The organism is Streptomyces sp. 130 (assembly GCF_007096885.1).
Classification (GTDB): Bacteria; Actinomycetota; Actinomycetes; order Streptomycetales; family Streptomycetaceae; genus Streptomyces.
In genome coordinates, this window is the sequence record NZ_VJNO01000032.1 from 14,321 (window position 1) to 39,289 (window position 24,969).

At 69.0% G+C, this 24,969-nt stretch carries 24 protein-coding genes, 1 tRNA gene and 1 pseudogene; 12 read left to right on the forward strand and 14 right to left on the reverse strand.

Annotated features, from left to right (window positions below; all coding sequences use genetic code 11):
* Positions 1-48 precede the first annotated feature (48 nt).
* Complete coding sequence (locus tag FKN01_RS23885) at positions 49-1,029, forward strand: LuxR C-terminal-related transcriptional regulator (protein ID WP_143623927.1); 981 nt, start codon at positions 49-51, stop codon at positions 1,027-1,029.
* A complete protein-coding gene (locus FKN01_RS23890) occupies positions 1,026-1,994 on the forward strand; it encodes a LuxR C-terminal-related transcriptional regulator (RefSeq protein WP_143623929.1) in 969 nt (322 codons plus the stop codon). Before FKN01_RS23885 ends, FKN01_RS23890 begins: the two co-directional genes overlap by 4 nt.
* A gap of 73 nt (positions 1,995-2,067) precedes the next feature.
* Here FKN01_RS23890 and FKN01_RS23895 read toward each other — a convergent pair whose 3' ends face one another.
* The 4 genes from FKN01_RS23895 to dnaK all read right to left on the reverse strand — a co-directional run bounded on the left by FKN01_RS23895 (position 2,068) and on the right by dnaK (position 6,339).
* Positions 2,068-2,514, reverse strand: coding sequence for a heat shock protein transcriptional repressor HspR (locus FKN01_RS23895; protein WP_018522258.1), 447 nt, complete (start codon positions 2,512-2,514; stop codon positions 2,068-2,070).
* A 1-nt stretch (position 2,515) separates the two neighbouring features.
* Entirely contained in the window at positions 2,516-3,700 is a 1,185-nt protein-coding gene (dnaJ, locus tag FKN01_RS23900) for a molecular chaperone DnaJ (protein WP_143623931.1), read from the reverse strand.
* A gap of 132 nt (positions 3,701-3,832) precedes the next feature.
* Positions 3,833-4,483 (reverse strand): nucleotide exchange factor GrpE, encoded by a 651-nt coding sequence (gene grpE, locus FKN01_RS23905; RefSeq protein WP_143623933.1) that lies wholly within the window; start codon positions 4,481-4,483, stop codon positions 3,833-3,835.
* Positions 4,480-6,339, reverse strand: coding sequence for a molecular chaperone DnaK (dnaK, locus tag FKN01_RS23910; protein WP_143623934.1), 1,860 nt, complete (start codon positions 6,337-6,339; stop codon positions 4,480-4,482). The genes grpE and dnaK overlap by 4 nt, the downstream gene beginning before the upstream one ends.
* A 249-nt stretch (positions 6,340-6,588) precedes the next feature.
* On the opposite strand from dnaK, the gene FKN01_RS23915 reads away from it, so the two are divergent.
* From FKN01_RS23915 to FKN01_RS23930, 4 genes are all read left to right on the forward strand, one after another.
* Positions 6,589-7,269, forward strand: a complete 681-nt coding sequence (locus FKN01_RS23915; protein ID WP_143623936.1) for a sugar transferase — start codon at positions 6,589-6,591, stop codon at positions 7,267-7,269.
* Positions 7,270-7,407: 138 nt separating this feature from the next.
* Positions 7,408-9,675, forward strand: coding sequence for a (Fe-S)-binding protein (locus FKN01_RS23920; RefSeq protein WP_143623938.1), 2,268 nt, complete (start codon positions 7,408-7,410; stop codon positions 9,673-9,675).
* 195 nt (positions 9,676-9,870) lie between these two features.
* A complete protein-coding gene (locus FKN01_RS23925) occupies positions 9,871-10,863 on the forward strand; it encodes a Yip1 family protein (RefSeq protein ID WP_143623940.1) in 993 nt (330 codons plus the stop codon).
* Positions 10,864-11,054: 191 nt separating this feature from the next.
* On the forward strand, positions 11,055-12,488 hold the full coding sequence (locus FKN01_RS23930; protein ID WP_143623941.1) for a recombinase family protein: 1,434 nt from the start codon (positions 11,055-11,057) through the stop codon (positions 12,486-12,488).
* 140 nt (positions 12,489-12,628) lie between these two features.
* On the opposite strand, the gene repSA is transcribed toward FKN01_RS23930, so the two are convergent.
* The 6 genes from repSA to dcd all read right to left on the reverse strand — a co-directional run bounded on the left by repSA (position 12,629) and on the right by dcd (position 18,437).
* The gene (gene repSA / locus FKN01_RS23935) at positions 12,629-14,053 is read right to left on the reverse strand and encodes a replication initiator protein RepSA (RefSeq protein WP_398933051.1); all 1,425 of its coding nucleotides are present in this window, start codon (positions 14,051-14,053) and stop codon (positions 12,629-12,631) included.
* A gap of 2 nt (positions 14,054-14,055) precedes the next feature.
* A complete protein-coding gene (locus FKN01_RS32615; protein WP_185992964.1) occupies positions 14,056-14,217 on the reverse strand; it encodes a hypothetical protein in 162 nt (53 codons plus the stop codon).
* 299 nt (positions 14,218-14,516) lie between these two features.
* Positions 14,517-15,287, reverse strand: a complete 771-nt coding sequence (locus FKN01_RS23940; RefSeq protein ID WP_143624022.1) for a GntR family transcriptional regulator — start codon at positions 15,285-15,287, stop codon at positions 14,517-14,519.
* A 56-nt stretch (positions 15,288-15,343) separates the two neighbouring features.
* Positions 15,344-15,763 (reverse strand): TIGR03668 family PPOX class F420-dependent oxidoreductase, encoded by a 420-nt coding sequence (locus tag FKN01_RS23945; protein ID WP_143623943.1) that lies wholly within the window; start codon positions 15,761-15,763, stop codon positions 15,344-15,346.
* A gap of 1,578 nt (positions 15,764-17,341) precedes the next feature.
* Positions 17,342-17,854: a phosphoribosyltransferase gene (locus FKN01_RS23955; RefSeq protein ID WP_143623947.1), complete on the reverse strand. Its 513-nt coding sequence runs from the start codon at positions 17,852-17,854 to the stop codon at positions 17,342-17,344.
* Positions 17,855-17,861: 7 nt separating this feature from the next.
* Complete coding sequence (gene dcd, locus FKN01_RS23960; RefSeq protein ID WP_018102070.1) at positions 17,862-18,437, reverse strand: dCTP deaminase; 576 nt, start codon at positions 18,435-18,437, stop codon at positions 17,862-17,864.
* 452 nt (positions 18,438-18,889) lie between these two features.
* Here dcd and FKN01_RS23965 point away from each other — a divergent pair.
* The 3 genes from FKN01_RS23965 to FKN01_RS23975 all read left to right on the forward strand — a co-directional run bounded on the left by FKN01_RS23965 (position 18,890) and on the right by FKN01_RS23975 (position 19,800).
* Positions 18,890-18,960: transfer RNA gene (locus tag FKN01_RS23965), tRNA-Gly, on the forward strand.
* Positions 18,961-19,153: 193 nt separating this feature from the next.
* A complete protein-coding gene (locus FKN01_RS23970) occupies positions 19,154-19,402 on the forward strand; it encodes a type II toxin-antitoxin system CcdA family antitoxin (protein ID WP_143623949.1) in 249 nt (82 codons plus the stop codon).
* Entirely contained in the window at positions 19,399-19,800 is a 402-nt protein-coding gene (locus tag FKN01_RS23975; protein WP_143623951.1) for a DNA-binding protein, read from the forward strand. Before FKN01_RS23970 ends, FKN01_RS23975 begins: the two co-directional genes overlap by 4 nt.
* Before the next feature lie 512 nt (positions 19,801-20,312).
* On the opposite strand, the gene FKN01_RS33365 is transcribed toward FKN01_RS23975, so the two are convergent.
* From FKN01_RS33365 to FKN01_RS23990, 3 genes and pseudogenes are all read right to left on the reverse strand, one after another.
* A complete protein-coding gene (locus FKN01_RS33365) occupies positions 20,313-20,489 on the reverse strand; it encodes a YdeI/OmpD-associated family protein (RefSeq protein WP_260696999.1) in 177 nt (58 codons plus the stop codon).
* 110 nt (positions 20,490-20,599) lie between these two features.
* Positions 20,600-20,797 (reverse strand): annotated as a pseudogene (locus FKN01_RS33620) (DUF1905 domain-containing protein); the annotation flags it as partial.
* Positions 20,798-20,864: 67 nt separating this feature from the next.
* Positions 20,865-21,503 carry a glyoxalase gene (locus tag FKN01_RS23990; protein ID WP_143623953.1) on the reverse strand — a complete coding sequence of 213 codons (639 nt, stop codon included), beginning with the start codon at positions 21,501-21,503 and terminating at the stop codon, positions 20,865-20,867.
* Positions 21,504-22,052: 549 nt separating this feature from the next.
* Here FKN01_RS23990 and FKN01_RS23995 point away from each other — a divergent pair.
* The 3 genes from FKN01_RS23995 (at position 22,053) to FKN01_RS24005 (ending at position 24,042) form a co-directional block, all read left to right on the forward strand.
* Positions 22,053-22,799: a GPP34 family phosphoprotein gene (locus FKN01_RS23995; protein WP_143623955.1), complete on the forward strand. Its 747-nt coding sequence runs from the start codon at positions 22,053-22,055 to the stop codon at positions 22,797-22,799.
* Positions 22,786-23,187, forward strand: coding sequence for a hypothetical protein (locus FKN01_RS24000; protein WP_398933054.1), 402 nt, complete (start codon positions 22,786-22,788; stop codon positions 23,185-23,187). The genes FKN01_RS23995 and FKN01_RS24000 overlap by 14 nt, the downstream gene beginning before the upstream one ends.
* A gap of 75 nt (positions 23,188-23,262) precedes the next feature.
* Entirely contained in the window at positions 23,263-24,042 is a 780-nt protein-coding gene (locus FKN01_RS24005) for a sporulation protein (RefSeq protein WP_143623956.1), read from the forward strand.
* Positions 24,043-24,063: 21 nt separating this feature from the next.
* On the opposite strand, the gene FKN01_RS24010 is transcribed toward FKN01_RS24005, so the two are convergent.
* Complete coding sequence (locus tag FKN01_RS24010) at positions 24,064-24,846, reverse strand: hypothetical protein (RefSeq protein ID WP_143623958.1); 783 nt, start codon at positions 24,844-24,846, stop codon at positions 24,064-24,066.
* Positions 24,847-24,969 lie beyond the last annotated feature (123 nt).

The window sequence follows — 24,969 nt, forward strand, 5'->3', positions numbered from 1 at the left end:
CTGGCACCACCGTCATCTTGCTGCACTGCCAAAAGTGGGGGGTCACGAATGGGCAGGGACGAGGGCATATCGCATCAGCCGCACGGCGATCTGGAACTGTGCGAAGCCGGTGTCAGGACGTACACCGAAGCGCTCCGAGCAGGTCGGCTCCCCCGCTCCGCACTCGAACCCGCCCCCTGCCTCACCGAGTTGGCGCTTGTCCACCCCGACCCCCAGGATGATGGCTGGATCCGGCCGGTGCCACCGTCCTCGGCTCTCGCCCATCTGCTGCAGCCCGTCACCCGGGAGATCCACGAGCGCATCCGGCTCTCCGCCGCCCTGGCCGACGCCCTGGCACCCCTGGCCTCCGTCGCCACAACCGACCCCGACCACGCGATCACCGTCCTCGAAGGTCTCCCGCTGATCGACACGGCCATCGAGAACGCTCTGGTCAACACGCGGGAAGAGGTCCTGACGCTGCAACCGGGGGGAACCGGTCAGGAGGAGGAGAGGCTTTCGAAGGCGTTGGGCCGTGCCCTGGCGATGGCCGAACGCGGCGTGTCACTGCGCCACATCTACCAGCACCCCGCGCGCTACAACCCGCCCATCAAGGCGTATCTGGAAGAGATCCCGCCCGGCAACATCCAGGTCCGCACCATCGAGCAGACGGCCGAACGGCTCATCGTCTTCGACCGCACCGTCGCCCTGATCCCCGCCAGCGCCAACCGCGACGCCGCCCTGGAGATCCGCCATCCCGCCCTCGTCCGCTACCTGGTCCAGGTCTACGAGGTGCTGTGGGCCCAGGCCATGCCGCTGACCTCCCCCCTCCAGCCGCCCGCGCACGACACCCCGATCACCGCCACTCAGCTGAGCGTCGCCCGCCTCCTCGTCGAGGGCAACACCGACCAGATCGTGGCCCGCAAGCTCGGCATCAGCGTCCGCACCTGCCGCGCCCACATCGCCAGACTCATGCACACCCTCGACGCCACCAGCCGCACCCACCTCGGCGCCCTCCTCGTCCAGTCGGGCGTCATGGAACCGACTCGGTGACGGCCCCCCACGAGCACGGCCACGGCGTGGCCGCACTGTGCGAGGAGGCGGTCGGCCTCTATGCGCAGGCCCTGTCACAGGGCCGCATACCCCGGTCCGCCGCCGAGGAAGTGCCGTGCCTGGCCGGGCACGCCCTCCTCACCGCCGATCCCCGCGACGACACACGGCTGAGGCCGGTGGCGCCCACGGCCGCTCTGGCTCAGCTGCTGCATCCGCTGGCCCGGGAGATCCTGGACCAGGTGCGCACCGCCGATCTCCTGGGCAGGACCCTGGGCACACTGAGCGCGCTCGCGGACGAACTCCCGGATCCCGCCATCAGGGTCGTCACCGGGCAGCCCTCCATCCAGGAGGCCATCGACGCCGCCGTGCGCGAGGCGAACGACGAAGTCCTCACCGCCCAGCCCGGCAGCACCCGCTCGCCGGAGATCGTCCGGGTGGCCCTGGCCAGCACGCTGCCGATCGTCAAGCGCAACGTCCGGCTGCGCCACCTCTACCAGCACTCGGCGCGTTACGGTCCCGGGCTCAAGGCGTATCTGGCCCAGCTGCCCGGCGACCTCCTCCAGGTCCGCACGACGGAGCGCGCGGTCGACCGCCTGATGATCTTCGACCGCAAGGTCGCGTACCTCCCGGCCAACCCGGACCGCAGCGCCGCCCTGGAGATCCGCCACCCCGCCCTCGTGCGCTACCTGGCGCAGCTGTACGACGTGCTCTGGGCCCTCGCCACCCCCCTCGACGATCCCCTCCCCACCGCCGGCCCCGGCGCCCCCGTCACCGCCGTCCAGCAGAGCATCGCCCGCCTCCTGGCCGACGGATGCACCGACCGGGCCGCCGCCGAGAAGCTCGGCATCAGCGTCCGCACCTGCCGCGCCCACATCGCCAAACTCATGCACACCCTCAACGCCACCAGCCGCACCCACCTCGGCGCCCTCCTCGTCCAGTCGGGCCTCACCGAGCCCGACCGATGACCTCGTCCGCCGCGAGACGCGAAACGGCCCGCCACTCCGGGGACACCGGGGTGGCGGGCCGCTTGGCGCGGGGTCAGTCCTTGGGGCGCTTGGGGCGCCAGACCACCAGGGCGCTGGTCTGCTGCACGTCCTGGTAGGGGACCAGATCGCGCCGGTACGACGCGTGGACCTGGGCCTCGCGCTGCTGCATGGCCGCCGCGGCTCCGTCCACGGCCGCCGAGAGTTCGGCGACGCGCTGCTGGAGCGCCGCGACCTGGTTCTCCAGCTCGATGATGCGCTTGATGCCGGCGAGGTTGATGCCCTCGTCCTGCGACAGCTGCTGCACCGTACGCAACAGCTCGATGTCGCGGGCCGAGTAGCGCCGGCCGCGGCCGGCCGTGCGGTCCGGGGAGACCAGGCCGAGGCGGTCGTACTGGCGCAGTGTCTGCGGATGCAGGCCCGAGAGCTGGGCCGCGATCGAGATCACGTACACCGGGGACTCGTCGGTCAGTTCGTAAGGATTACGCCGTCGGCCGTCCACCTCAAGCTCCCTTCGCCGCCTGGAACAGCTCCGCCCTCGGGTCATGCCCCGCGGTCGCCTCGCGGTATGCCTCCAGTGCGTCCCTGGCCTCGGTGCCGAGGTCGGTGGGCACGGTCACCTCGACGGTGACCAGGAGGTCGCCCCGGGTGCCGTCCTTGCGGACCGCGCCCTTGCCACGGGCCCGCATCGTACGCCCATTCGGCGTACCGGCCGGTAGCTTGAGCGTGACGGGCGGACCGCCGAGCGTCGGCACCTTCACCTCGCCGCCGAGCGCCGCCTCCGTGAAGGTGACGGGCACCGTGACGGTGAGGTTGTCGCCCTTGCGGCCGAAGACCGGGTGGGCGTCGACGTGGACGACGACGTAGAGGTCGCCGGCCGGTCCGCCGCGCTCGCCCGGGGCGCCCTTGCCGCGCAGCCGGATGCGCTGCCCGTCCGAGACGCCCGCGGGGATGCGCACCTGCATGGTCTTCGAGGAGCGGGCCCGGCCGCTGCCCTTGCAGACGTCGCAGGGGTCCTGGGCGATGAGGCCGCGGCCCTTGCAGTCCACGCACGGGTCGGTGAGCGAGAAGCCGCCGCCGCTGCCGCGCGAGACCTGGCCGGTGCCGACACAGGTCGGGCAGACCCTGGGGGTGCCGTTCTTGTCGCCGGTGCCGGAGCACGCCTTGCAGGGCGCCTGGCTGGACATCCGGAGCGGGACCGTGGCCCCGTCGACCGCCTCGGTGAAGCTCAGCGTCACCTCGGACTCGATGTCCTGGCCGCGCCGCGGCTGCACCCTCGTACCGGCGCCGCCGCCGCGGTTGAAGAGGCCGCCGAACACATCGCCGAGGCCGCCGCCGCCGAAACCGCCGGCGCCGCCCTGGCCCCCGCCCTGGGCGCCTCCGAAGAGGTCCCCCAGGTCGAAGTTGAAGTTGCCCTGGGCGCCGCCGGGCCCGGCGCGGAAGCCGCCGTTGCCGAAGAGGGCACGCGCCTCGTCGTACTCCTTGCGCCTCTTGGAGTCCCCGAGGACGTCATTCGCCTCGGAGATCTCCTTGAAGCGCTCCTCCGCCTTGTCGTCGCCCTTGTTGGCGTCCGGGTGGAACTCGCGGGCGAGCTTCCGGTACGCCTTCTTGATCTCGGCGTCGGTGGCGTCCTTGGGGACGCCGAGAACCTTGTAGTAGTCCTTCTCGACGAAGTCCTTCGTACTCATCGACGTCCCTCCTTCCGGACGACCGGCCGGGAGCCCCCCGTCCGGGCGGTGCCGGGCCCGCAGGCCCTGGTACCGGCCGGACGGGAGGCCCTGGTGGCCGGGCGGTGTGCTGCCAGGTGATCGGACGGAATGTCAGACCTCCTCGCCGCCACCGCTCTCCTCGTCGTCTGCCTTCTCTTCCTTCGCGGCCGCGGGGGCCGCCCCCGGCTGGGGCTCGGCGACCGCGACCCGCGCGGGGCGGATGGTGCGCTCGCCGATCCGGTAGCCGGGCTGCAGGATCGCCACGCAGGTCGTCTCCGTGACGTCCGGCGCGTAGCTGTGCATCAGGGCCTCGTGGACCGTCGGGTCGAAGGGCTCGCCCTCCTTGCCGAACTGCTGGAGGCCCAGCTTCGCGACGACCGTCTCCAGCGATTCGGCCACCGACTTGAACCCGCCCACGAGCTCGCCGTGCTCCCGGGCCCGCCCGACGTCGTCCAGGACGGGCAGCAGCTCGGACAGGAGGTTCGCGACGGCGATCTCCTTGACCGTGACCCGGTCCCGCTCCACGCGGCGGCGGTAGTTCTGGTACTCGGCCTGAAGCCGCTGGAGGTCGCCGGTGCGCTCGTTGAGCGCGCTGCGCGCCTGGTCCAGCTGCGCGGTCAGGGCCGTGGTCTCGTTCGCGTCCCCGGCCGGGGCCGCCGCCTCCTCCTCGGAGGGGGTGGCGTCCTTCGGCTCGGCGTCGTCAGAGGTGGCGCCGGAGGGGACGTCGGGCTTCTCCTCGAAGCCCGGAGTCTCCTCGGTCACGCCGCACCGCCCTTGGAGTCCTTCTCGTCGTCGACGATCTCGGCGTCCACGACGTCGTCCTGGGCGTCGCCCTGGGCCTGCCCGGCACCCGGCTGCGCGTCACCCTGCGGGCCGCCCTCGGCCTGGGCGTTGGCGTACATCGCCTGGCCCAGCTTCTGGGAGACGGCCGCGACCTTCTCGGTGGCCGTGCGGATCTCGGCGGAGTCCTCGCCCTTGAGCTTCTCCTTCAGCTCGCCGACCGCGGTCTCCACCTCCGTCTTCACGTCGGCCGGGACCTTGTCCTCGTTGTCCTTGAGGAACTTCTCCGTCTGGTAGACGAGCTGCTCGCCCTGGTTGCGCGACTCGGCGGCCTCGCGGCGGGCGTGGTCCTCCTCCGCGTACTTCTCGGCCTCCTCACGCATCCGGTTGACCTCGTCCTTCGGCAGCGAGGAGCCGCCGGTGACGGTCATCTTCTGCTCCTTGCCGGTGCCGAGGTCCTTGGCCGTCACGTGCATGATGCCGTTGGCGTCGATGTCGAAGGAGACCTCGATCTGCGGGACACCGCGCGGGGCCGGCGGCAGACCGGTCAGCTCGAACATCCCGAGCTTCTTGTTGTACGCCGCGATCTCGCGCTCACCCTGGTAGACCTGGATCTGCACGGACGGCTGGTTGTCCTCGGCCGTGGTGAAGATCTCGGACCGCTTGGTCGGGATCGTGGTGTTGCGCTCGATGAGCTTGGTCATGATGCCGCCCTTGGTCTCGATGCCGAGGGACAGCGGGGTGACGTCGAGGAGCAGGACGTCCTTGACCTCGCCCTTGAGGACACCGGCCTGGAGCGAGGCGCCGATGGCGACGACCTCGTCCGGGTTCACACCCTTGTTGGCCTCCTGGCCGCCGGTCAGCTCCTTGACGAGCTCGGCGACGGCCGGCATGCGGGTGGAGCCACCGACGAGAACGACGTGGTCGATCTCGGAGAGCTGGATGCCCGCGTCCTTGATGACGTTGTGGAACGGGGTCTTGCAGCGGTCCAGGAGGTCCGCGGTGAGCTGCTGGAACTGCGAGCGCGTGAGCTTCTCGTCCAGGTGCAGCGGGCCCTCGGCGGAAGCCGTGATGTACGGCAGGTTGATCGTGGTCTCCGTCGAGGAGGACAGCTCGATCTTCGCCTTCTCCGCGGCCTCGCGGAGACGCTGGAGAGCCATCTTGTCCTTGGACAGGTCCACGCCGTGCCCGTTGGCGAACTGCTTCACCAGGTAGTCGACGACGCGCTGGTCCCAGTCGTCACCACCGAGGTGGTTGTCACCGTTGGTGGCCTTCACCTCGACGACGCCGTCACCGATCTCCAGGAGGGACACGTCGAAGGTGCCGCCACCGAGGTCGAAGACGAGGATCGTCTGGTCGTCCTTGTCGAGCCCGTACGCCAGCGCGGCGGCGGTCGGCTCGTTGACGATGCGCAGGACGTTCAGGCCCGCGATCTCGCCGGCCTCCTTGGTCGCCTGGCGCTCGGAGTCGTTGAAGTACGCCGGGACGGTGATCACCGCGTCGGTGACCTTCTCGCCCAGGTAGGACTCCGCGTCGCGCTTCAGCTTCTGCAGGATGAAGGCGCTCATCTGCTGCGGGTTGAAGCTCTTGCCGTCCAGGTCGATCTTCCAGTCAGTGCCCATGTGGCGCTTGACGGAGCGGATGGTCCTGTCGACGTTGGTCACAGCCTGGCGCTTGGCGACCTCGCCGACCAGCACCTCGCCGTTCTTCGCGAAGGCGACGACGGACGGCGTGGTCCTGGCGCCCTCTGCGTTGGTGATGACGGTGGGCTCGCCGCCTTCGAGAACGCTGACGACGGAGTTAGTCGTGCCCAGGTCGATGCCGACCGCACGTGCCATTTCGATTCCTCCAACTGACTACTTGAGTGGATCTGACTCAAGGATGCACGACTGCCCTTCCGGAGTCAACAGACCTGAGTCGGCCCGGCTCAACTTAGATGCCCCCACCATCCGCCATCGGCGACACCTGGCGTCCCCCGCGCCGCACAGCCCTCTCCCATCATGGCCGCGTGGGATCGTTCTGTCACAAAATGCCGCGAGCCGAACAAAAGCGGCATTCGATTCGCCGATTGCAGGCAGGTGCGAGCGATGCGTACGCAGAATCCATGGGGAAGAGGACCCCGGCCGCGCCCCTGGCGCCCGTCCCGGGCGCCCCGGGGCTCCCGCCCGACGGCCGCGCGCCTCTCCCTGCGGGCCCTGCCGGCCGGGCCCCTTCCCCGCCCGACCGCCAAACGCACCCTCGATCTGGCCCTCGGCTCGGCCCTGCTGCTCCTCGCCTCCCCCTTGCTGGCCGCCGCCGCCCTGGCGCTCGCCGTACGGGGCCGCCGCGTGACGCGGCACTCCCCGCGCACCGGCCTGCACGGCAGCCCCTTCGTCCTGCGCTCCCTGAACACCCGGTGGCTGAGGCTGGACGTGGTTTCGCGTCTGCACCACGTGGTACGCGGTGAGCTCTCCCTCGTCGGTCCGGCACCGCTCGCCCCCGGCGACGCACGGAACGGCGCCGCTGGGGCCCGGCGCTGGCGCCAGGAGCTGAAGCCCGGACTGACCGGCCTGGCCCAGGTGCGCCACCGCTCGGGGATGCCGTGGGACGAGGCGGACCTGCTGGACCAGCACTACGCCGAGCACCAGGGGCTGCGGCTGGACCTCGCGGTCCTCGCCGAGGCCGTGCGCGTACCCCTGCGCCGGGCCGCCCACACCCTGCCGTGGCCCGGCAAGGCACGCCTGAGCGACACAGATCACCGCCTGCCCGGCTACAGGACGGCGGAATAAGTGGGTAGTGTCGGCTCGGACTGATTAAGTTACTGCTTAGTAGTAGCGATACTCGTAAGTCCCGGTGGTCACTGGAAGACCCAGTACTCGCCAGTAGTCGCTGGACCGATCCCACCTCGCAGGCCCGAGGAGCCCCCAATGCAACTCGCCGCGATCATCGTGTCGCTGGTGCTGACCGTGGTCGGCGTTGCGCTCATCGCCCGAGCCGTCGCGCAGATCTACCGGTTCGTCACGCTCGGCCAGCCGGTCCCGGCCGGCAGCCGCACCGACTCCGTGAAACAGCGCACGATCACCCTGGCCAGGGAGTTCGTCGGCCACACCAGGATGAACCGATGGGGCATCATCGGCATCGCCCACTGGTTCGTCGCCGTCGGCTTCCTGACCCTGGGCCTGACCATCGTCACGGCGTACGGCCAGCTGTTCAAGGCGGACTGGGTCCTGCCCGTCCTCGGTGGCTGGCTGCCGTACGAGGTGTACACGGAGTTCATCGCGCTCGCGACCACCGTGGGCATCATCGTCCTCATCGCGATCCGCCAGCTGAACCTGCCCTCCCGGGCCGGCCGCAAGTCGCGTTTCGCGGGTTCGAAGATGGGCCAGGCGTACTTCGTCGAGGCCGTCATCCTCGTCATCGGCCTCGCGATCATGACGCTGCGCGGGCTCGAGGGCGCGCTGCACCACGTGGACGGCTACGAGGCCGCGTACTTCGCCTCGTACCCGCTGGTCGCGGCCTTCAAGGGGCTCAGCCTCGGCACGCTCCAGAACCTCGTCTACCTCACCGCGATGATCAAGCTCGGCGTCACCATGGCCTGGGCGATCACCGTCGGCCTCAACACCAACATGGGTGTCGCCTGGCACCGCTTCCTGGCCTTCCCGAACATCTGGTTCAAGCGGAACGCGGACGGCGCGGTGGCGCTGGGCGCGCTGCAGCCGATGACCACGGGCGGCAAGGAGATCGACTGGGAGGACCCGGCCGACGACGCGGTGTTCGGTGTCTCCCAGGTCGAGCAGTTCTCCTGGAAGGGCATCCTCGACTTCTCCACCTGCACCGAGTGCGGCCGCTGCCAGTCGCAGTGCCCCGCCTGGAACACCGGCAAGCCGCTCTCCCCGAAGCTCCTGATCATGTCCCTGCGCGACCACGCGCACGCCAAGGCCCCCTACCTGCTGGCCGGCGGCGGCAAGGACATGGAGGGCGAGGAGAAGGCGTCGGCCGAGCAGCTGAAGGACGTCCCCGCGGCCGCCCTCGCGGAGGCCGAGCGCCCGCTGATCGGCACGGTCGAGGAGAACGGCGTCATCGACCCGGACGTCCTCTGGTCCTGCACCACCTGCGGTGCGTGCGTGGAGCAGTGCCCGGTCGACATCGAGCACGTCGACCACATCGTCGACATGCGCCGCTACCAGGTGATGATCGAGTCCGCGTTCCCGTCCGAGGCCGGGACCATGCTCAAGAACCTGGAGAAGAAGGGCAACCCCTGGGGGCTCGCCAAGAAGCAGCGGGTCGAGTGGACCAAGGAGGTCGACTTCGAGGTCCCGATCGTCGGCAAGGACGTCGAGGACCTCACCGAGGTCGACTACCTCTACTGGGTCGGGTGCGCCGGCGCCCTGGAGGACCGCGCCAAGAAGACCACCAAGGCCTTCGCGGAGCTGCTCCACATCGCGGGCGTCAAGTTCGCGATCATGGGCGGCGACGAGAAGTGCACCGGTGACTCGGCCCGCCGTCTGGGCAACGAGCCGCTGTTCCAGCAGCTCGGCGCGGAGAACGTCGCGATGCTGAACATGGCGTTCGGCGAGGACGACGAGGACGACTCGACCAAGAAGGCCAAGTCCGCGAAGAAGATCGTCGCGACCTGCCCGCACTGCTTCAACACGATCGCGAACGAGTACCCGCAGCTCGGCGGCGAGTACGAGGTCATCCACCACACCCAGCTGCTCCAGCACCTCGTCGACGAGGGCAAGCTGATCCCGGTGACCCCGGTCGAGGGCCTGATCACGTACCACGACCCCTGCTACCTGGGCCGTCACAACAAGATCTACACGCCCCCGCGCGAGATCATCGCGAAGGTCCCGGGCCTCCGGAACGAGGAGATGCACCGCCACAAGGAGCGCGGCTTCTGCTGCGGCGCCGGTGGTGCCCGGATGTGGATGGAGGAGCGGATCGGCAAGCGCATCAACAACGAGCGCGTGGACGAGGCCCTCTCCCTCAACCCGGACATCGTCTCCACGGCCTGCCCGTTCTGCCTGGTCATGCTGACCGACTCGGTCAACGGCAAGAAGAACGACGGCAAGGCGAAGGAGTCCGTCCAGGTGGTGGACGTGTCCCAGCTGCTGCTCGACTCCGTGAAGACCCCGGCCGACCCGGCGGGCGAACCGGAGGCGGCGGACGAACCGGAGCCGGAACCGGCGAAGTAGCCGGACCGGCGTCACGGCGCGGTGAAGCGGCCGGACCTGCCTCGGGGGCAGGACCGGCCGCTTTCGCGTTGCCCCTCCACATGCTGGGGAAAACCCCCCGGGGTCCCCTTAGGGGATGTCACATCTACGCGTCAAAGGCCGGCACTTCCCCGGCCCCGGGCCCCCGTGACCGGCGGACCGGGTACGTTCGATGACGTGGCTGGATTCAGGATCGGACGCGGCCGGGACAACCGCACCCCGCAGCAAGGGCAACAGCAACCGCGGCAGCAGCCGTACGGCAATCAGGCACCGCCGCCGTACGGGCAGCAGCCATGGCCGCCGTCGGGAGGACAGGGCGCCCCTCACCACGCCGCACCGGGCTACCACGCGGGACACCAGGGGAACGGCGGACAGGGGAACGGCGGCTACCCGGGGAACGGCGGACACCACGGGAACGGCGGCTACCCGGGCGGCGGCTACACCGGCGCCGGCCCGGACGAGCCGGAGTACTTCACCGACCCGACGCCCTACCCGTATCCCCAGAGCCCCGGCCACGGAGACCCGTACGCGAACAATCCGGGTCACACGCAGGCGTTCCGCGTCGACGAGGAGCCGTACAGCGACGGCAGCGCCTACCGCGCCGGCCACGCTCCCGCGGCCCCCATGGGCCCGCGCCTGCCCTGGAAGCAGCTGCTGAGCGGCATCGTGACGCGCCCCGGCGCGACGTTCTGGCAGATGCGCGACTACGCGGTCTGGGGCCCCGCCCTGACCGTGACGTTCCTCTACGGCCTGCTGGCGCTCTTCGGCTTCGACCAGGCCCGCGACGACGCGATCCACTCCCCGGTCTCCACGGCCGTCCCCTACGTGATCCTCACCGGCGTCTGCTTCGTGCTCGGCGGCCTGGTGCTGGGCGCGGTCACCCACACGCTGGCCCGCCAGCTCGGCGGCGACGGCGCGTGGCAGCCCACGGTGGGCCTGTCCATGCTGATCATGTCGATCACGGACGTCCCGCGCCTGGTCTTCGCGATGTTCCTGGGCGGCGAGAACGCGCTGGTCGTCATCCTCGGCTGGGTCACCTGGCTGGCCGCGGCGGCGCTCCTCACCTCGATGGTCAGCAAGTCGCACGACCTGCCGTGGCCGAAGGCACTGGGCGCGTCGGCGATCCAGCTGCTGGCCCTGGTGTCGATCCTGAAGCTGGGCACGATCTAGACGGCCGCGCCGCGCACACGCCGAAGGGCCCCGGACGACCGGGGCCCTTCGGCGTTCGTCACGCGTCGCTCAGGAGTCGAGAACCTGGCCGCTGCGCCGTACGACGGGCGGCTCCACGCTCCAGGGTGAATTGACTGTATGACAGTTGTAGTCTGGCCTCACTCTGAGATGCAGGAGGAGGCCCGCTCGTCATGGCGCGCAAGGTGGGGATCTACACCCGAATCTCTCGGGATGACGAGGGCGATGCGTTGGGCGTGGCCCGCCAGCGGCAAGACTGCGAACGTCTGGCGGATCTCAGATCCTGGCAGGCTGTGAAGGTCTACGAGGACAACGATGTGTCTGCATTCAAACGGAACGTCGTCCGCGACGAGTTCGAGCTGATGCTCAGGGACCTCGGGGCCGGCCTCATCGACGGCATCGTCGCTTACGACCTTGATCGCCTGGCACGGCAGCCCCGCGATTTGGAACGATTGATCGAGATCTTCGACGAGCGTCCTCGGCTGTCCTTTGCCACCGTCACAAACGACATCAACATTGCGACGCCAGACGGCCGGACCATGGCACGCATCATGGTCGCCTTCGCTAACAAGTCGTCTCATGACGCGTCACGGCGAATCAAGCGTAAGCACCTGGAGCTAGCTCAACAGGGCAAGGATAGCGGCGGACCAGCGCCCTACGGGTGGCGAAAGGATGCCCGCAACCAAGTCGACCCGGAGGCAGCTCAAGCAATCCGCCAAGCTCAACGGGAGATTCTGGCTGGCGTGCGCATCGGGACAATCCGCCAGCGGTGGTGGGACGAAGGCTTGGGAAATCCGCGCGCCGGCACCAAGCGCATGGCGCACCATCACGTGGAACACATTCTCACCAACCCCCGGCTCGTCGGTTACCGGACCTATCACGGCGAGATTCTGTACGGGGAGGATGGAAAGCCAGTATCGGGCGAGTGGGAAACAATCAACACACTCGAAGAGTGGGAAGCGGTCTGCGCCGTGGTTGCAGAACGCAAGCTGGACTACCCGAACAAAAATCGAGCCCGAAAGTATCTACTTTCCGGAATCGCTCGATGCTCTCTCTGCAAGACGAAGATCCGAGGCCAAGCGAACCACAAATGGAAGCCCGAATCCAAGGCTTCTAGGTACAAGTACCAGTGCTCAGTGGTCAATGGGGGATGTGGCAAGGTCGGGCGCGTCGGCGAGCCGCTAGACCGACTCATCGTGCAACTCGTCCTGGAGGAGCAGCGCGAGCGGGCATCCGCCGCCACTGCGCCTGGCGACCAGCGATGGCCACAAGAAGACGAGCTAGAGCTTGTCTCACAGGAGATTGCGCAACTTATCGACGCCGAGAAGGCCAAGCAAATCTCAGTCTCGACACTCCTTCAAATGTTGCCTGCGAAGGAGCGGCAGCGGGACGAACTGAGGCTTTCCCGGACACGCTTCTACAAGGAGAAGAGGCAGGCCCAAGCCCAGGCCGGGGCCGGGAATCTCACCCCTGACGAATTTTTTGATCTTCCCATCGAGCGCCAACAAGAGATTATCCTGCACAGCCTCTCGGCCGTTATGATCAGTCCAGCAGGCAGGGGAAAACGAGTATTTGACCCCAGTCTTATCGAACCGGTGTGGCGCTAATAGCTCCAGTTCGCCCCTGGAGCAGGAGCGCCCGGCGCACCCATTCTTCATCCCGAGCCGGGGCGCGACGAAGATGGAGGCGCATCCACTCGTCCGTTGACATCACGCCGTGCTCCGCGTCCGGCTGCCGGGCCCGTGAACTAGTCGTCGTACTCATCGAACATTCCCCCCAGTCGCGCCTCGCGGGCGGTCTCGCGTCCGGTTTGGATGTCGCGGTGAATGGTGGCGGCGAGCCAGGATTCGCCGGGGGTGTGGCCGTGTCCGGCGTAGGTCCAGTGGGCGAGGGTGAGTGTGGAGCCCTCCGGGGCGTCGTCGGGGTCGGGTAGTCCGCGTTCGCGGCGTTCTTGGCGGGCGCGGTAGTCGGCGCGGATCTGGCGCAGGGCGCCGAGGGTGGTGGAGTAGGCGCGGGATTTGGTGGAGAAGTGGCCGCGGAAGCCGAGCATGTGGGCCCAGCGCCACAGCATCCGGTCGGGGTAGGCGTCGTCCAGGGCGTAGCAGGCTTCGATCAGGTGCCGGGCGTGGTCGGGCAGGTCGGTGAGCCTGTCCAGTTCGCCGAGTTCTCCGATGCGGCGGTCTACGGTGCCGGTGGTCTCGGCGGCTTTGGTGGCGTACTTCGCCACATACGCCGCCACCGCTTTCTCCGACAGGTCTTCGTTCGCGCTTCCCGCGCCAATGGGGCGTACGTCCACCTGCGTGCCCCACGCTAGCGTCCGGGCCGGATGGCCGCCCGAGCCGGGCAGCGGGACCGTTGCGCGGGCGGCTGCCGCCTGGATTGCGTCGGAGACCAGAGCCGTGCTGGCCCAGCTGGGGGGCGGGGTGTCGGGGCCTTCGGGGCCGTCGAGGCGGACGATGGCGTGGAAGTGGACCGCGCCGCGCTTCTGGAACTCTGCGACCTTGCCGAAGGAGACTCGGCATACCTCGGAGGCGGCCTTCTGTGAGAGGCCGGCGCGGGTGGCGATTTCGCGGCGGAGGTAGATGGTGAAGCGTCGCCAGAGGTCGCCTGCGTGGTTGTTCCACAGCACCGCGCCCGCGTAGTCGTACGTGCCGGGGTTCAGGGCCGTGCCGAGGAGCGGGGAGTCTTCGGGGTGGTCGGTGCCACACCGGCAGACACCCCGAGCGGGGCGGTTGTGGACCGGGCCGAAGCTCGGGGCGGTGAGGGTGGCGAAGACCTTGGGGTGCGTGCGCACCGTGACCGGGGTGCCCTTGCTGATGTCGCCGGTGAGTCCGGCGCGGATGAGGTGGAAGGTGTCGCCTGCGTAGGTCCAGGCGCAGGAGGGGCAGCGGGAGGCCCGCCGGTTCCCGCACGCGACGCGGAGGCGTCCGCCGGGTTCGCCCTGGGTGCTGTAGGAGTAGAGCACCTGCCCCGATTTGGCGTCGCGGGTGGTGGTCATCCCTTCCAGGTGGATCGGGTCCGAGCAGCCACCGGTCCGGCGGACCTGCTCCTGCCAGCGGTCGAAGCCGGGGGCGTTGGCGACGCGTAAGAGGTCGGCCAGGGTCAGCGGGTCCGTGCCCACGACCGCAGCAGCACCGGCCACGGCCGAGGGCTCGACGGGGAACGTGGTCACGTTCAGACCTCCACCACGCGGCTACCGGCGCAGACCGGGCACCAGATGTCGAAGCCGGTCGTGTCGTAACCGGAGCCGCCGCAGTCGGCGCACTCGGCCCAGGCCCCGGACGCGAACTCGGCCGCACAGTCGGCAGGCTCGGGGCAGTGGCGTTCGGCGCACACCGGGCAGAAACGGCCACCCCGTACCAGGCGAACCGGGGCCGACGACACAGGCGGAGCAGAGGCAAGGGCAGGCACGGCGTGCGGGATGGCGAGCGTTGCGGGCATGATGGGGCTTCCCTTCGTGGGAACCAGGAGGCGCGACGACTTGCTTGGCGGTAGGGCGTCGCGCCTCTCTTACGGCCACTTCAACTTGTCTATGCAAGCTGAAACCACCGTACGGACCGCGACTTGCATATACAAGTCGCTTCCCGCAAAAAATCGGGGCCAACCATCAGGTTGACCCCAGGCGTGACGGTTCGTCAGGGAATGTCGATTACATACCGAAAGACGTGCCGATCACAGGGCACCCGAGAATCCAGCACCTCGACCGCCACGCCGCTTGACGTGTGGGCAGTCCGCAGGACCCTGGCCAATGGAACCCCCGGAGGGATTGCAAGATCACTGGCCTCTGCTGGTGTGGGCATCCTGATGTCCAGGTCCTCCACGAACTGGGTGATCCGCTCCCCGACTGGACCGTCAGGGTCTTCGATCAGCGCACTGACTCCACCGCGAATCCGGCGAACATCCTCGACCGCCGTTCCGCCGAACAGCTCCGCTGAGTAGTAGCCGTCAACGAGCTGCATCGGCTGATCGTTGACGTAGAAGGCGCGCCGCCGTGCGATCACGGGAGTGTCCCCCGGAAGGCCGAGGCGACTCGCCACCTCCGGAGGCGCCGGCACCCTCTCAACGCTCAAGATTCGCTGTTCCGGCTTCAATCCCTGCGCTACGGCCTCGGCGTTGAAGTTGCTGACGCCTGTATTGCGGCGCTCGCGGTAGTTGGCTCCCGTGGTGAGCATCTGAACATTGGGACGCGGTCGGACCAGTGCCCCCTTGCCCTGTGAACTGATCACAAGACCCTCGGCCTTAAGGAGCGCGAGCCCTTTTCCAACGGTCACACGGGTAGTGCCGTATCGGTCCTTGAGTACGTTCTCGGACGGGAGCTTGGTGCCGGGCTCCAGCTCGCCCGCCAAGATCGAAGCGCGTAGATCATCTGCGATTCGCTGATAGAGAGGACGAGTATCGCCCGTCATGAAGTTCACCTCGACTTGTCTATGCAAGCAAGCATAGGGCTAGCCGCCGACAGGCGTCACCCAGTGAACTTCCACCCAGACCAACGCCCAACCTCAATCGCTACAACTGGACCTTCCGGGGCGTTCTCGCGGTACTGGTGATACTTCCGCCGTAGCAGCTCAACCGGGTCTTTCCGTCGCACACCATCCGACCAGACCTCTGCATGACCGTCCGCTCTAGCCCACCAGAGGCGCGACCAGTCATCGGCGTAGTGGTCGACAAGGACAGCCACTTGATCGTTCTCATGAATGTTGCGCAGCCGCCGCAAGTTCCAGGTGTCCTTGGGTTTGTGATCAACGGCGAAATAGATCATGTCCTCTTGGACCGCAAAGGTCACGGGCACGATGTGTGGCACGCCACCGCCGCTTGTCGTTGCCAGCCGGGCGACCGGAGATCTAGCGAAGAGTTCGCGAGCCCCGCCGGGGGAGAGCTTCATGCCTGGGACGGTACCCGTGATCCTCCGTGTTCCACGGAGCCGGTTACAGGTTTCTCTACCTCATCAAGCCCCGCCCCTCCGGGCGGGGAGGGGGCTTCCTGCACCACGGTCCGCATGATCCAACGAAGCCCGAACCGTCGCGCACCGGGATGAACAGCACTCGACAGCTCTCCCATGGCACCCTCAGCTCTCCCACGCTTCGCAAGCCCTCAGAGCTTCGGCCTCCATCTCTCGCGGCCGCCGGCCCACAACGTCAGGGCCTCTGGTCAGGGCATCACGCCTTCGGCTTCCGGTCGCCCCGGCCCCTTCGACTCTCGGCCGTTGCTGCGTCGATCACACCCCACCGGCCCCCACGGGGGCCGGCGCGGGCGCGGGGCTCGGGGCTCCGCTCCTGCCTTCGGCCCGCGCCGCCCCGGCCCCGGCCCCGCGCCACTCACAACGCCCCGAGGTGATCACGCCCCACTCCCCGATCCCACCGAGGGACCTACGCACCGGGCCGGTCCCGATACCCCTCCCCAGCCCACACCATCAAGGCTCGCCCACAGAGAGACGGCACCGCACACAGGCCCGCACGCATGGTGCCGCCACGACCCAAAAGACGCTTTGAACTCCAAAAGCAGGTGCGCGACGGTTCGGGCTTCGTTGGATCATGCGGACCGTGGTGGGCGGAATCTTGGAGGCTGGACAAGTCCGATCACACGTAACGGTCACAACGATGCCTCCGGCGGGGGCGCTCAGACTCCGGGATGGCAGGGGCGCCGTTCGCGAGTGCCGGCCGGAGCGTGGCGAGCGTCGTGGGGCTCCCATCCCGACCACCTTCGACCCAGGCAGAGCCGAGCAGTCGCGGCCCAGGGCGTCAAGGTCGTTCGTACAGTGGCGCGCTCCACCTTGACGCCCTGAACCACGACCGCTCCACGGTGTGTGGGTCGAAGGCGGACGGGATGGGAGCCGAGGTGAGTGGTGGGTAAGGGAAGGACGGAGAGTTACGCATCGTCGGTCCACAGGGCCACCGGGGACCAGATGGGGCCAGCCAGGACCTGCGGGCTATAGTCTGGGCTATAGACCTGCAAACTATGTTCTCAGTGTGCAGCATTCAACGGACAGAGTTTGCGCAGGTCACACAGGCTGGCTCCAAGCAAGAAGCCCAGCCTCGGTGGGCAAGACCGAGGCCGGGCTCGTCGCGTGGAGTCGTTAAGCGGGTCCGGCCGACTAAGTAACGGCCGGGCCCGCTTTGCTGCCCGTGCCACACCGTCCGGCTCACCGCCTAGCGTTTGACGCGCTTACCGCGCCAGCTGCTCCACACAGCCTGCGAGTGCCGCGATCGCGGAGAGTGCTGCGATCAAGATCTCGGCCTTCGTCGGGCTTCGCCTTGGTTCGCGCGGTTGCTCTTCTTGATCATCTGGCTTTCGCAGATCTGCCATGTCGACTTCCGATCCGGTGAAACCAACCCCGCGTTAGCGGGGCCTTCGGCTCTAAGGTCCGAAGCTCAGGATGGACCGGAAGTGGACGGCAGAAGCATATCGGTCGGCACCGACAAACCACGTACACACGGAGAGCCGTACCGACGCTGGAACTCCCCTAGAGCGCCTCCCTGTTGGGCTTGGAAGCCTCACCCGACTTGTGTACTGGAGGCAAGACACTCCACGGGAAGTTGATCCAGCGGTCGGTCTTCTTCCACACGTACTCGCACTTCACGAGCGAGTGGGACTTCTCGAAGATGACCGCGGACCGCACCTCCGCGACATGGTCGACGCAGAAGTCGCGCACCAGCTTCAGCGTCTTGCCGGTGTCGGCGACGTCGTCCGCGATCAGGACCTTCTTGTCCGAGAAGTCGATGACGTTGGGCACGGGCGCCAGCATGACCGGCATCTCCAGGGTGGTGCCCACGCCGGTGTAGAACTCCACGTTCACCAGGTGGATGTTCTTGCAGTCCAGCGCGTACGCCAGACCGCCCGCGACGAACACCCCGCCGCGCGCGATGCTCAGCACCACGTCCGGCTCGTACCCGTCGTCGGCCACGGCCTGCGCCAGCTCCCGCACGGCGTGCCCGAAGCCGTCGTACGTCAGGTTCTCCCGTACATCGTCGGTCATCGGGTCCTCACACCTGCGTCCGGTGGAAATTCATGAAGGAACGCGACGCGGTGGGTCCGCGCTGCCCCTGATATCGCGACCCGTACCGCTCGGAGCCGTAAGGGAACTCCGACGGAGAACTCAGCCGGAACATGCACAGCTGGCCGATCTTCATACCGGGCCAGAGCTTTATCGGAAGCGTCGCGAGATTCGACAGCTCCAGGGTCACGTGGCCGGAGAAGCCCGGGTCGATGAAGCCCGCCGTGGAATGCGTGACCAGCCCGAGCCGGCCGAGCGAGCTCTTCCCCTCCAGCCGCGACGCGAGATCGTCGGGCAGCGAGATGACCTCGTACGTCGACGCCAGCACGAACTCCCCGGGGTGCAGGATGAACGCGTCGTCCCCCTCCGGCTCGACGGTGCGCGTCAGGTCCACCTGCTCGACGGCGGGGTCGATGTGCGGGTAGCGGTGGTTCTCGAACACCCGGAAATAGCGGTCGAGCCGCACGTCGATGCTCGACGGCTGCACCATCGACGCGTCGAATGGATCAATGCGTACGCGTCCGGCGTCGATCTCGGCGCGGATGTCCTTGTCTGAGAGAAGCACCCACCGAGGATACGCAGAACGCGCGGGCCCGCCCTCATCGGGCACCCGCGCGCCTGTCGTCCGTCACCCGCCGCCACTACCGCCGCTCGAACACCACGGGCACGGCATGCCGCAACCGAGCGCACCGGGGACACCGGATGAGCCGCCCGGGCCCGATCCGCCCTGCCCCGAGCTGCTGCATCGGAAACGAGCTGGTAGCGAAAACGTGCCCTTCGGCACAGCGGACGACGGTGCGCTCCATGGAGTCCATCAAGTCCCTTCCCCATCAAGCCGTGGACGAGACCGCCACATTAGGGGATGAACAGGACCCGCCTCCACGCGGCACTCCGACCCCCACGCTACGCCCCCAACTCCCGCCCCCCGCCCACGCGATCCGGGACGCCGCCGCGACGGGACCACCATGGGGTACAGTGTCCGAGGATGCCCCGCTGGATACGGCGGTCGGCATTTTCGCGGGTGTAGTTTAATGGTAGAACATGAGCTTCCCAAGCTCAGAGCGCGAGTTCGATTCTCGTCACCCGCTCCGCTTAAGGCCCAGGTCAATGACCGGGCCTTTTTGCTTGCCGCCCAACGGCACTGGTCCGAAGCATCCCTCGCCAGGGACAGCCCGTGAATGTTCGCCCCCATGCCGTCACCCGGAGCATGCAACCGAAGGCGTCAACGCTGCGGACCAGAGACCCGAGCCAATGTGTGCCTACTCCAGTATGCTTGGACTCATGTCCTCAACGACTCGCATCACCGTCACGCTGCCCAGCGACCAGGTGGCGGAGCTCCGCAAGCTCACGGACAACGTCTCCGGGTACGTGGCGGAAGCCGTGGCCCGCCAGATCCGGCACCAGCTCCTGGGCGACGACCTCCGCCGTCACGAGGAGGAGCACGGGCCGTTCAGCGACGAGGAGCTCGTCGAGGCCCGCGCGAAGATCTTCGGCTCCGCCGGCACCTCCACGGGCGCGGATGCCGCGTGAGCGAACGCGTCGAAACCGTCGTCCTGGACTCGGAAGGGCTCTCCGCCTGGATCGCGCAGGATCGCAGGCTGCTCGCGATGCTTCAGGTCTTCCATGACATGGGAGCCGACCTCGTCATCGGGGCCAACACCATCGTGGAAGTCACTCACTCCCGCACCAACATGCCCCGCCTGAACTGGGCCCTGTCCCGCGTCAAGGTGGAGCCTGTCACCGAACAGGCGGCGAAAGCAGCAGCGGAACTCCTCAAAGCTGCCGGACTGCACGGACACAAGTACGCCATCGACGCCACAGTCGCCGAGGTCGCGCTCCGCCAGCCGAAACCCGTCGCCCTGTTGACGTCCGACAGCGACGACATGATCAAGCTCTGCGGCAACCAAGTTCGCATCATCTCCCTCTGACCAGTCGGCCCGCCCGGGTGCGCGTCGCGCTCCTGGCTCTCATGCCCTATCCGTGCCCAGCGGAGCGGACAACAGCGGTCGGATGCGGCGCCCAGAGGCCCAGAGCCATTCACCTGCCCAATCCGAAGCCGCAGGTCAGACCATCCGTAACAACCTGAGGACCGCTGATTCCCGAGCTCAGAGCGCGAGTTCGATTCTCGTCACCCGCTCCATATGAAAGCCCCAGGCCATTGGCCCGGGGCTTCTTCGTTTGGGTCAGTGAGCTTGCCTTTCCACCTGGCGTGGTCGGGACTGACCACGTTCGACCTCGACCAGCCCGGCTGCGAACGAGCTACTACCGCATCCCTCCGGCACGACGTGGGTGCTACCTGATGGCCGGGACGCACACCGTCGTGGAAGTCAGACACTCGCGCACCAGCACGCGCCGTCGGGCGAAACCCGTCGCCGTCCTGACATCCGGCAGCGGCGACATGGTCAGGCTCTGCGGCAACCAGGTCCGCGTCACTCGGGAGTCAGCTCCGCAGGGTGGTGATGGCTTTCTCGATGCGGCGTTGGCGGGTTTCGGGCTTCTTGGCGCTTTCGATGGCGCGTACGTGTTCGCGCTTTCGGCTGTAGGAGAGGCTGTCGTACGCCTCGCGGGCGGCCGGGTGATCGTCCAGGGCGCGGGCGAAGTCCGCGGGCTCGACCACGACGCGCGGCTCGGTGTCGAGCTCCAGGTGGACCTCGACCTCCTCGCCGACTCGACGCCGGCGGCCCGCCGGTTGGCGTTGCTCAGGCCGAGCAGGTGGCGGCCGCGCAGGAGGGCGACCCGGCTCCTCCAGGAGTGCCCGTTGACCGTGATGGTCACGGGAGGCCGGGCGCCCCCGCCGAGCGCCGCCACCACCTCGGGCGGTACCTCAAGGCCCCGCATGGGCTCAGGGGGCTCGACGTGCGTACGGAACTTCATGGTGCTCCTCCTGTTGTCCGGCCGGCTCACACTGCTCCGTACCGGGACCATCGCCCCGTCCTGGACCTACGCGCCACGCGCCACGCCGTCCTGGGCGGCTACCGGGCCGGAGATCGCGCTACGCGGCGGGCTCCCAGGCGAAGCCGTCCGGGTCGGTGAAGGCGCCGGCGGTGCTGCCGAGGACGAGGCGGTGCGAGCCGGTGCCGTCGACGGGTACGCCGAGGTCCTTCGCCAGGGCGCGGCGCTTGTACAGCGCGAGCCTGACGGGGCTGGACGGGCCGGCGGCGAACTCGGCGTACTTGCCGCCGAAGCTCTTGGCCACGGACAGGCCCCGGCCGACGTAGAACTGCCTGATGGCCTTCACGTCCTCGACGCCGATCAGCAGGACGATCTGGTCGATCTCGCGGGTGTCCGGACCGGTGTCCTTCTTCTCCGAGGTCGCGATCTTCCAGATCGTGCCGTCGGGGGCCTGGACGACGCCGCTGTAGCCCCACAGGGACTTCGCGGCGGGCTTCAGGACGGTGGCGCCGGCGTCGACGGCGGCGCCGATGAAGCCGTCGACGATGGCCGGGCGGGACACCGTGAGCGCCAGGGTGAAGCCGCGGAATCCGGTGGAGTGCGCCTCGGACGCCCTCAGGGTTACGTACGTGTCCACGCCGAAGGCACAGTAGAAGCGGCGAGCGGCCTCGACGTCGGCCACCTCAAGGGTGACGGATGCGAGGGACGTGACGGCTGCGGTGGAAGCGGTGGTTGCCATGCACCTCACGCTAGGGGCGGCGGCGCGGCCGGGGCTTCTCGATTCCTGACCGGACGTGCGACCTGATTCGCCGCGCGCGCCGGCATGCCGCCCGCGCCAGCGCCCCAGGGGCCGCCCCCAGCCGGCGGCGGCGCTGAGCACGGAGTGGGGTCAAGCCGCCCGGAGACCGTACGGCGCGCAGAGGGTGCGGCAGGTCCGCAGGGCGCGGTGCCGGCCGGGCATCGGGCGGGCTCCGGGGCCGGGCTCCAGGTCCAGTGCCCGCGCCGGGGAGCGAGCGGCGGCGGTGGCGATTTCCCGCCGATGTGGCACACGGCAACTCCCCTGACTCGGCGGGCGGGTGGGGCCTGCCGTGGGCCGACGAGGTCTCCCAGGGCACGTGTCCCCACCCGCCGCGCTCCGCGACGGATCGCCGTACGGTGTCGCGTCGCGTGCGTCGCGCCTTCGCGCGTGGGTGAGTGCGACGGACACCGGGCAGCCGACGGCCTCCGGTGCGCCCCGGCCGCGTGCGAGCATGGGGTGTTGTCCGTCGTCGGCCGGGGGTCAGTCGTCGTGTTCGTGTCGCACTTCACGCTTCCCGAGGAGCTGTCGCTGCTCGCACACGATCCCGTCGAGGGGCGGATCGTGTGCCGGCCGTACGCTCTGCGGCTCGGGATCGCGGGGGCCGTCGCCGCCGAGCCGGTGCTGGCCGGGCGGGTCGTCGTGGCGGACGGGAAGATCACCGCGTCCGGTGGGCCGCCGCTCGGGGACTCGTTCCTGGACGCGGCGCTGGCCGGGGTCGCCGGCCGCCGCAAGGGCCACAAGCTCCAGCGGTGGCTGCGCGACACCGCGGGCGTGAAGACCGGCGCGGGCAGAACGGACGAGGTGTGGCGCCACCGGCTCGTCGCGCGCGGGGCCCTGCGCGAGGAGCGCGCCCGGGCCCTGGGGGTCATCGCGCAGCGCCGCCACCGCGCGGGTCCGGACGACCGTACGTCCGCCGCGCGCGCCCGGGTGTCCGCCGTGGGGCACGGGGCGGTCGGCGACGAGCGCGCCCGGCTGCTGGCCGCGCTCGTCGGCGCGACGGGGCCGGCCCGGAACGTACTGCCGGGGGACGAGCTGTTCCGGCCGCGCAGCGAGGTGACGGCGTCCGCCGGGCGGGACCCCATAGCCCGGACCGTGCGCGACCTGATCCGCGAGCGGGCGGGGGGCACGCCGGGGCGCGCACGCGGCGGCGAGCCGCTGCCCGAGGGTCCGGGCTGGAATCCGCTGAGGTGGATCTTCGACGGCGACGGCGGAGACGGTGGCGGTGGCGGGGACTGAGGCCGAGGCCGGACACGGTCCGCGTCGTGATCACGCGTCCACGCACAGCAGCCTGGCGGCACACGCGCGGTGCCTGTACGGGGACGAGTACCGGCCCGCCCCGGCGTGCGGGCTCGAACACCGAGAGCACTACTTCATCGAGGAGCTGACGTTCGCCGATGCGGACGCCGTCCTCTCCATGCTGCGCGAGCTCTGCCCGAACATCGTGGACGGTCTGCTGCCCGTGTGGGTACGCAACCTGGCCTACCGGCTGGTGCTGCTGCAGCGGCCGGACGAACCGGACCTGCTGCGGGAGGCGGCGCAGAACCTCTGGCTGCACGGACCGGACTGGGACGGTGTGGCCGCCGGGCTGGTGGAGCGGGCCGAGGCGCTGGAGCGGCGCGGCTGACCCGCCCTCAGCCGCGGCCGGTGACGGTGTTGTCCGTCTCTGGTCATGATCACACCGTGCGTTTAGCCTACGGGCATGGTGTTCAAGCGTCTGCGGCGCATAGGCGGGGGCGGCTCGGTGCCGCTGGAGGTCGACACACAGGTGGCGGCCGGTTTCGTACGACCCGGCGAGACGCTCCAGGGCGAGGTCCTGGTGCGCGCGCTCGACCGCGACGTCGACCTGCGCGGCATCGAGCTGAAGATGTTCGCCGAGGTGAGGCCCTCGTACGAGGGAGCCGACACCCAGGAGACGATCTGCTGGCCCAGCACCTCGGCCTACTTCAAGCTCGCCAAGGGTGAGGAGCGGCGGGTGCCCTTCGAGCAGCGGCTGCCGTGGGACGTTCCGGTGACCGAGGTGTCCGGACAGGCTGTCGGGGCCGTACTCGGGCTCAGCACGAAGGTGCGGGTCGGGGACGACGAGGCCGTCGGCGACCACGACCTCGTGCACGTCGCCGCGCTTCCGCTGCACGAGGCGGTCTTCGACGCGTTCGCCGCCGAGGGCTATCTGTGCGATGCCTGCGAGGTCACGGACGACCGCATTCCCACGGTCGAGTACGGGCTGTACCTGACGCAGACCTTCCTGCTCGCCGACCGGGTCGGCACCGGAGGCCGGCCCTCCCGGCTGGAACTGAGCTTCGTCACCAACCGGGTCGGCTGCGAGATCTATCTGCGCCGGGCCGCGCCCGCCCAGGACGACTGGGAGGACAAGCCGCCGGCCGGCAGCTGGGTCGCGGCCCACCATGACATCGGGCGGGTCGACTTCGCGGACCAGGCCAGGGCGTGGATCGACCTGGTCACCAAGATGCCCGCCTCCTGACGCGTCGTCGGCGCAGAGCCTCTACGGGCAGCTCTCCTCGAACTTCACCGCCGTGAGCTCGACGGGCTGCCCGTTCAGCTTCGTGCCCGCCGCCGGCACCTGGGTGCAGACCTTCCAGTTGCTCTCCAGCAGCACCATGCGGCCCTCGGCGGCGTCCTTCACCGTGAGCGAGGTGCCGGAGTCGAGCGCGTCGCGCGCGGTGTTCACCGACTTGCCCGCGAAGTCGGGCATCCGGCCGCCCACCACCTTCGTGGGCTCCCGGTCCTCGGCCGGGCAGCTCTCCTCGGTCTTCACGGCGCCGAAGTCCAACTCGGTGCTCGTGGGCACCGACTTGCCCGCCGCCACGTTCTGGGAGCAGACCTTCCAGTTCCGGTCGAGCAGCTGCATCCGGTCCCGTCCCGCGCTGTCGTGCGAGGTCAGGGCGGAGAAGCCCTTGGCCTGGGCCGCGTCCTGCGCGGACTGCAGGCCCATGCCGACGAAGTCGGGTACGGAGGCCTTCGCTCCGGAGTCGTCGTCGGCCGGCCGGGTCGTGCCCTTCGGCGCGGGCGGCTCGGCGGCGGGCGTGGTCCCGGCCTTCGGTGACGCGGTCACGGTGACCGTGGCGAGGGGCGCGGGCGTCGCGCTGCCGGCGTTCTCCGTGCCGCTGCCGCCCGCGCTCCCCGCGACGGCTCCGGCGACGAAGAGGCCGGCCGCCGCCGGGAGCAGAACGCGCTTGCGCGCCCAGGCGGGCAGCCCGGAGGCCGCTCCGGACGGCTTCTCCGGGGCCGGGCCCCAGGGTTGTTGGGTGCTGTTGTTCCAGTTCATTCGTCCCCCCAAGGTGCGATTGGTGGAGGCATGACCGTATCCGGGCCCTCCGACGCAAGGGGAGGCAGGGCTTCCATAAGTGATGAACTCGTGACGGCCCCCGAGGCTCTACCATCGGGGCCC

Bases quoted from the DNA above. Each gene is read 5' to 3' on its own strand.
- FKN01_RS23945 (WP_143623943.1), bottom strand. From the start codon at position 15,763: ATGAAGCTCTCCCCCGGCGGGGCTCGCGAACTCTTCGCTAGATCTCCG.
- FKN01_RS24005 (WP_143623956.1), top strand. From the start codon at position 23,263: ATGGTGTTCAAGCGTCTGCGGCGCATAGGCGGGGGCGGCTCGGTGCCG.
- FKN01_RS23885 (WP_143623927.1), top strand. From the start codon at position 49: ATGGGCAGGGACGAGGGCATATCGCATCAGCCGCACGGCGATCTGGAA.
- FKN01_RS23920 (WP_143623938.1), top strand. From the start codon at position 7,408: ATGCAACTCGCCGCGATCATCGTGTCGCTGGTGCTGACCGTGGTCGGC.
- FKN01_RS23930 (WP_143623941.1), top strand. From the start codon at position 11,055: ATGGCGCGCAAGGTGGGGATCTACACCCGAATCTCTCGGGATGACGAG.
- FKN01_RS23940 (WP_143624022.1), bottom strand. From the start codon at position 15,287: ATGACGGGCGATACTCGTCCTCTCTATCAGCGAATCGCAGATGATCTA.
- FKN01_RS24010 (WP_143623958.1), bottom strand. From the start codon at position 24,846: ATGAACTGGAACAACAGCACCCAACAACCCTGGGGCCCGGCCCCGGAG.
- dnaK (WP_143623934.1), bottom strand. From the start codon at position 6,339: ATGGCACGTGCGGTCGGCATCGACCTGGGCACGACTAACTCCGTCGTC.
- FKN01_RS23990 (WP_143623953.1), bottom strand. From the start codon at position 21,503: ATGGCAACCACCGCTTCCACCGCAGCCGTCACGTCCCTCGCATCCGTC.
- FKN01_RS23955 (WP_143623947.1), bottom strand. From the start codon at position 17,854: ATGACCGACGATGTACGGGAGAACCTGACGTACGACGGCTTCGGGCAC.
- dnaJ (WP_143623931.1), bottom strand. From the start codon at position 3,700: ATGAGTACGAAGGACTTCGTCGAGAAGGACTACTACAAGGTTCTCGGC.
- FKN01_RS23915 (WP_143623936.1), top strand. From the start codon at position 6,589: ATGCGTACGCAGAATCCATGGGGAAGAGGACCCCGGCCGCGCCCCTGG.
- FKN01_RS23970 (WP_143623949.1), top strand. From the start codon at position 19,154: ATGTCCTCAACGACTCGCATCACCGTCACGCTGCCCAGCGACCAGGTG.